The following is a 6,554-nucleotide window of genomic DNA, read 5'->3' on the forward strand; positions in this document are numbered from 1 at the left end:
TTTGGGGCTCAGGCCCTGGCACAGGGGGCGACGCTGACCTCTGCCAGATAAAGATTGCGAAGGAGTGTCGCTTGTTGCCCGCGAAAAGCTATTCAGACTTCGTCATTCTATCACAGCTCTTCACTCTTGAAGAGGCGGGCCCTGAACGCTCCACGGCGCCCGGGCGAACACGCGGCGAACCATCGGTTCGAAGACCTCAAGCGGGAGCGTGTCATAGTCTGGATCGAAGGCGGCCTGATCCCATTCGCAAAACTCGGCCGTGGCATCGAAGGCGGGATGGCCGCGAAACTGTTCGCGCATATTTCGATCCCTGCCCGTGGGATGAAAGAAATAATAGCCTGCAAAGATGCTGTGCTGCTTAATGATCCAGTGGGTAGTTCTGCTCACATAGGGTTGCAGCACCGTGGCAGCATACTCCGCATGGTTCGACGGCGCCAGCAATCACCGATGTCATGAAGGAGAGCCGCCACCACCAACTCTTCGCTAGCCTCCTAGGCTCGAGTTGCGGTGGCGAATGCACATAACGGTCGACCTGATCGCCCCGAAGCTGTTGCGAAGCAAAGGTAGATAGGCAAGCACCCGGTTAGCGGCTCGCCGCGACGAATGGCTTGGCGAGTTCCATGATGAGCGCATAGTCCTCGGCGGAGCCCTCGTCCAACCGGGTGTAACTGACGGCATGCCGCGATCGCTGGTTAGTCATGGAGGCGCTCCTCCGTTGGTGTTGGCACCGATCGCAGGCGGTTGATCCGTTGCCAGCTGAGCCACACAAAAATGGCTCTCGGCTCTTGCGCTCACTGCCGCGAGTCCGTGCCCCTACGCCCCTTGTTTGCATTTGCGTTGCTAAGCGCAAATGCCTTAGACTTGAACGATTGAAGCCCCTCAGCAGCTTCCGCCGCTCACTCGTAGTACACGTAGAATCGAGTCTCGATACTCTCGCGGGGCTTTGCATTGGGGTACGCTCGGCGATTGTCGAACGCCGAGTGAGCAGACCACGGACGGTAATGCATGTCGGAGTCATAGCCCTTGAACAGATAGAGCTCATCCGGCGTCATGTCAGGAATGTAGTACCACCGCTGAGAAGGATTGTAGTGAGGAATCCAAGCCCTAACAGTGGCGCCATATTTGGTCTGTGACGCGTCCACAAGATCAGCATCTAAAATGGAGGAGCCGTCGCAGAACGCCAGAGGGAAATCATGCGGAGGCTGCGAGAGAACACGCCAAGTCTGAATGATCATCAATCGCGAATACGACCGAATCTCAATGTTCTGCAGCTGGTTATCACGCGCGGCGATCATAGGCCCCGCGACCGGCGAGAAATCAATATGGGCGAATCCAGCCCCGAAGCTTCTTACTGAACGCTTGTTCGCAGAGTCCATCGCATCCGTTACCGAGCCACCGGGAAAGGAGTTGCTCCCACCAATCGAACGAATAACGACGCCGCCAAGGTCCGCGGTCGTGACCCATGACGCATTAAAGTAGTCCTTGATGAATGGAACCATCTCCTCCAGATAGTTCTTGCGCAGGATCGCCGGATCACGCTCGTTTGCGCAAGATACCTTGTGCTGAATGAGAGTGAAGCCCTCCCTGTCGAGCGATAGCTCGTCCACGATCGGACGCGCGTTGCGAATAGTGACGTCATGGTCGACAAAGGGAATGCCGTATCCTGCCGGCGTATACTCATCAGCTCCTTCGCCGGGCGCGCGTCGAGCAAAGCCCATTCGACCCTGCACACGCTCCAGCTGTTTCGTATTGCCCATGGCGCTTTCCTAGCCCACTATTACCGTTTGCTCAGGAAAAACATAACGGAAAGCGAAACCAAAAGACCGCGTGAATCCATCCAGATTTGCAGAAATTCTGCCAATTGAGCGGCACCTTGTACCGATTTCGACGTACTGAGCCATTGGGCACGGTGGGATGTTCGCCTGCAGCCGGCTAAGGTACCTAAGTGTTCAAAAGTCAGCTGTTCGCGGACCGCCGCACCTTCCACGGAGGCTGATCTGAAGCGGTAAGGCAGTTTGCGAGCCAGCGTTGGTCGGCTTCGGCTGGCTGCTTTCGGTTCCCTAATTGCTTCCCCCAATCTTCCGGCGTCCTCGGTGGCCGAGTAGCCCGAGGGGCGCTGAAAAGTTAGTCCGATCGCCGACGTGTTGACAGTGACCCTTCGCACAGGAGCGGAGGCCATAGGCATCTTGTCGCACGCTTGACGTTGGTGTGGCCGATAATTGCGAGCTAGCGCTGGCTGATCGCGGACGGTGCGATCGCCGTCCCCGGGCGGATCTTCGCCACCGGCTTAGTTCGCACTCAGCGCAGCTCCATGCCTGCGCCGGTGCACTTCGGACGGGGCTTCGCGTGCAGCAATGCCAGCTCCAACAGACGCTCGCGCGCGTTCCCCTGCACGGGGTCCCCTGCGTCTGCTGTCGGTGTCGCGTGAACCGGTTCCGCTCGCCAGCGGGCGCCAGCCCCTCGTTACCCTCGCCCGTGATCACGCGAACGAGATGAAGGTGCTTGTCGTCGACACCGAAGTGAGCGGCAGGATGATCGATGGATGCCGATCGGCGGCGCGACGAGTCCGGCGACCGCGCGGTCAGCGAGTGGTCGAGTGCGGCTATCGTGCCCAGCACGGTCAACAGCAGCGTGACCGACACCGTGATGAAGGTCGAGTCGTGCAGCGCGCCCTACCAACGGCAAGTCCGGAAAAGCTCCTGATACCAACGCAGCTACAGCCGTGGCAGCGGAAGGAAGGACGCCGAATTGAAGGACAGCGGGATGATAAGAAGGATCGCGGCGATCAGGAACAGCAGCACTGCCCCACATCAGCCAGTGCGCGTAGGCCGTCCGCTCGCGGCGGCGAGGAGAACGCAAGCCCTCCCGCCGTTCCTTGTTCTTATTTCGCCAGCCAGACGGTAAAGCGCTGCCGCAGCACATCGCCCTTCTCAGCCCAGAAGGCAGCGTCTCTCTGTAGACCCTTGCCAATATGGTTCACCGCAGTCGGAAGGTGGGACATCATTGCCGGATCGACAAGCGCCATCGCGTCCTTGTTGGTGGGCCCGTAGGGCAGGTAGCGCGTCAGGTCAGCCTGCGCCTGGGGCGAGCCGGCGAACGCGAGGAATTTGTAGGCAGCGTCCCGATGCGGACTGCCCTTGGGAATCGCCCAGAAACCCGCCTCCCACGTGTGGGCATCCCACATGATCTCGAAGTGCTTGCCGGAGTTCTTGACGGCATCGTAGATGCGGCCGTTCGGCGCTTGGGTCATGACGACCTGACCATCAGCAAGCAGCTGGGCCGCCTGGGCGAGGGACTGGAACCAGACGACGTCCTTCTTGATCGTGTCGAGCTTCTTGAAGGCGCGGTCGATGCCCTCTGGCGTGTTGAGAACCTTGTAGACATCCTTGAGGTCGACGCCGTCGGCGTTGAGCGCCCATACGAGAAATTTGTCGGGATGAATCTTCCACAGTCCGCGCTTGCCGGGGAATTTCTGCGTATCGAAAAAGTCGGCAATGGATTTTGGGCCGTTCGGCAGCTTGTCCTTGTCGTAGGCGATAACCGAGGCAGAGACTTCGTATGGCACTCCGCAGTCCGACGTGTCTTCGCTCGTGAACTTGGCCCGGTCGAGGCCCAGCTTCTTCCAGTCGACCGTCTCAAGGATCCCCTCGGCGCACAGTTGCATGACCGCGTTGGAGGCCACGTCGACCACGTCCCAGCTCACGCTCTTAGACTCGACCATGGCGTTGACCTTGGCGGACTCGCCGTTGTACTCGTCTTCACTGATCTTGACCCCGGTTGCCTTCGAGAAAGGCTCGAAAAAGGCCTTGCGCACAGCCGCCTGGTAGGTTCCTCCAAAGGAGGTGATCGTCAGCTGATCGTCCGCAAAGGCGGGTTTCGCCAGCGCAATCGCCCCGGCTGTCAGGCTGGTCACGGCCAGGGCGTTGGCAATGCTTAAGGATGTCCTCATCGTGTTACTCTCCCCTGCTATGCCACCTCCAGGATGGAGGCGGCGTTGTCGAAGGCCCACCTTGCTTGCAGCCTCGGTCGTCGTCATGGCGCGTCGAGCGTCCGACAAAGCTCCGTTTTCGAGCCGATGGTGATCGCCGCACCGGGCTCGACCAGTACCACGCCTTCTGAGTTCGGCAGCTTGATTACGAAGTCATCACGGCCGCAGCCGAGATCCGGGTACTCACGTGGTCGCCCAAATAGATCAACTCTACAATCCGCGCATTAAAGATATTGGACAGCGAGCCGAACATCCTGTTCAGCTTCATTGGCTCCAGCCGCAACAACTGCACGGTCGGCCGATTGATCGCCTCGACATTGATCACCGGTGTCTGCACATTGCCCGCGCGCGGAATTTCCACTTTACAGATCGTGACACACATCGCCACGACCCTGCCGTGCAAGCCGGTTGCTCCCGCCAATGAATTGAGCGACAATGGCGTTCTGCGGCTGCTCAAACGGCTCGGCAGGCGCGGCGAGCTGCTGGACGCCCCCGTCATCGAACACCGCTATGCGGCTCGACATGGTCAGCGCCTCGCTTGGTCATGCATTACATACTGCGTTTGACTTTGCGACCTTGGGTCATAGGCGTTGTCTTTCACCGAAATATTACTGGGCTGATCGAGCCGAATTTCATTGATGTGGCACCTCGGATAGCGGAATCCTGCGCGAACTCAGCGAATAAGCGGATTTATGCCATCAGCAGGCTGGAGCTGGCGGGCGCAAGGCCGACAGGCATCTGAACTTGGATCGATGAAGCCGACGACCCATGGCTGCCTGCAAGCCGGCCCTGAGTCGCGGCAATACGATCGACTGCATTTCATCGCCAGGCGCATGCAGAACTCGCTCGTCGAGAGCTTCGACAAATGCGAGATCGGTCGTAGTGGTAAGGCCCGCCATCAGCTTGCGGCGGGCCCCGGCCCCTAGCTTGCCCCGTTTGACCGCGTCATCGAAGTTCGTGGCGACAGCCGATTGCGCGGCTCCAGACCTGCTCGAGCTCCATTTCAATCAAGGTTGACCGGAATCCCTGCTTGAAGCAGGCCGGCAGCGATACCGACGTCCGTCGCTCTGCCATCAATCTACCTGACGTTGTCGCGTGGTGTCGCTGGAGTCGCGCCGAAGTCCCCAAATTCCATACTTGAAATTCGAGGCGGTTTGCAGGAAAGCTTCCATTCCTCTCAGTTGGGCGCGATCGGAAGGACGAAGGCGACCAGAATGAACAGCGGAAGCGACAGGAAGAAGGTGAAGGGCCTCCGGTTTACGCGAGCGCTCGATCGGCTGCAGCTGCATCCGCACCGGCATGTTGTCGCGACTGCTGGCGATTTGGACGGCCACCGTCGCTATCGCCGCCTCCTCTCTTCGGCGTTCGAGGCAGCGAGGAAAACAGAAGCTCTCCCCGCCGTTCTTGGCTCTTACTTCGCCAGCCAGGCGGTAAAGCGCTGGCGCAGCTCGTCGCCCTTGTCAGCCCAGAAGGCGGGATCGCCCTTCAGAGCATTGGCCATATGGTCGGGCGCGGTCGGCAGGTGCGGCTGGATCGTCGGATCGACAAGCGCCATCGCGTCGCTATTGGCGGGTCCGTAGGGGATGTATTTCGTCAGGTTGGCCTGCGCCTCGGGCGAAGTGGCGAAGGCGATGAACTTGTAGGCATCGTCCGGCCGCGGACCGCCCTTAGGGATCACCCAAATGTTGGCCGCTCCCCATTCCTCGGCATCCCACATAATCTCGAAATGCTTGCCGGAATTCTTGACGGCATCGTAGATACGGCCGTTGTAGGCCGAGGTCATGACGACTTGGCCATCGGCGAGAAGCTGCGGCGGCTGGGCGCCGGCCTGCCACCAGACGACGTCCTTCTTGATCGTGTCGAGCTTCTTGAATGCACGGTCAACACCCTCGGGCGTGTTGAGGACCTTGTAGACGTCCCTGATGGCGATGCCGTCCGCGATCAAGGCCCATTCCAGATTGCCGAAGGGGCTTTTAAGCAGACCGCGTTTGCCGGGAAATTTCCTCAGGTCAAAAAGGTCGGCGATGGTCTTCGGGCCATTCGGGAATCTCTCCCTGTCATACGCGACGATTGTGGCAGATATGACCGAGGGCACGCCACATTCATACTTGTCGCCATCCGTGAACTTGGCCCGGTCGCGGCCCAACTTGTTCCAGTCGATCGTCTCAAGGACGCCCTCAGCACACAATTGAGTGACCCAGCTCGAGTAGCCGTTGGCCACGTCCCAGCTCACGGTCTTCGTCTCGACCATCGCACGGATCTTGGCGGCCTCGCCGTTGAACTCGTCTTCGGTGACCTTGATCCTGGTCGCTTTCGAGAAGGGCTCGAAAAAGGCCTTGCGCTCGGCTGCCTGCAGGGCGCCGCCCCAGGAAACGATCGTCAGCTGATCGCCGGCAAAAGCAGGTTTTGCTGGCGCAAGCGCCCCGGCTGCCAGGCCAACTACGGCCAAGGCACCGACGGCCGTCAATGTCTTTCCCATCGTCTACTCTCTCCTCGCTATGCCAGCGCCAAGTATGGAGACGGCGTGGCCGAAGGCCCATCGCGCTCGCGACGAAGCCTCAGTCGT

At 59.8% G+C, this 6,554-nt stretch carries 7 protein-coding genes; 2 read left to right on the forward strand and 5 right to left on the reverse strand.

Annotated elements, in window-relative coordinates; genetic code table 11:
• Window positions 1-120: 120 nt before the first annotated feature.
• Both H8B02_RS44035 and H8B02_RS44040 read right to left on the reverse strand, forming a co-directional pair.
• Entirely contained in the window at window positions 121-441 is a 321-nt protein-coding gene (locus tag H8B02_RS44035; protein ID WP_229172021.1) for a hypothetical protein, read from the reverse strand.
• Between the two features lie 455 nt (window positions 442-896).
• Entirely contained in the window at window positions 897-1,757 is an 861-nt protein-coding gene (locus H8B02_RS44040) for a CmcJ/NvfI family oxidoreductase (protein WP_229172022.1), read from the reverse strand.
• Window positions 1,758-2,538: 781 nt separating this feature from the next.
• On the opposite strand from H8B02_RS44040, the gene H8B02_RS44045 reads away from it, so the two are divergent.
• On the forward strand, window positions 2,539-2,703 hold the full coding sequence (locus H8B02_RS44045) for a hypothetical protein (RefSeq protein WP_229172023.1): 165 nt from the start codon (window positions 2,539-2,541) through the stop codon (window positions 2,701-2,703).
• A gap of 178 nt (window positions 2,704-2,881) precedes the next feature.
• Here H8B02_RS44045 and H8B02_RS44050 read toward each other — a convergent pair whose 3' ends face one another.
• Window positions 2,882-3,949, reverse strand: a complete 1,068-nt coding sequence (locus H8B02_RS44050; protein ID WP_229172024.1) for an ABC transporter substrate-binding protein — start codon at window positions 3,947-3,949, stop codon at window positions 2,882-2,884.
• A gap of 184 nt (window positions 3,950-4,133) precedes the next feature.
• Window positions 4,134-4,424 (reverse strand): hypothetical protein, encoded by a 291-nt coding sequence (locus H8B02_RS44055; RefSeq protein ID WP_229172025.1) that lies wholly within the window; start codon window positions 4,422-4,424, stop codon window positions 4,134-4,136.
• Window positions 4,425-4,740: 316 nt separating this feature from the next.
• On the opposite strand from H8B02_RS44055, the gene H8B02_RS44060 reads away from it, so the two are divergent.
• Entirely contained in the window at window positions 4,741-4,914 is a 174-nt protein-coding gene (locus H8B02_RS44060) for a hypothetical protein (RefSeq protein WP_229172026.1), read from the forward strand.
• Window positions 4,915-5,399: 485 nt separating this feature from the next.
• On the opposite strand, the gene H8B02_RS44065 is transcribed toward H8B02_RS44060, so the two are convergent.
• The gene (locus H8B02_RS44065) at window positions 5,400-6,467 is read right to left on the reverse strand and encodes an ABC transporter substrate-binding protein (RefSeq protein WP_229172027.1); all 1,068 of its coding nucleotides are present in this window, start codon (window positions 6,465-6,467) and stop codon (window positions 5,400-5,402) included.
• Between the last annotated feature and the right edge of the window lie 87 nt (window positions 6,468-6,554).

Origin of the sequence: Bradyrhizobium altum (genome assembly GCF_020889705.1) — a bacterium.
Classification (GTDB): Bacteria; Pseudomonadota; Alphaproteobacteria; order Rhizobiales; family Xanthobacteraceae; genus Bradyrhizobium; species Bradyrhizobium altum.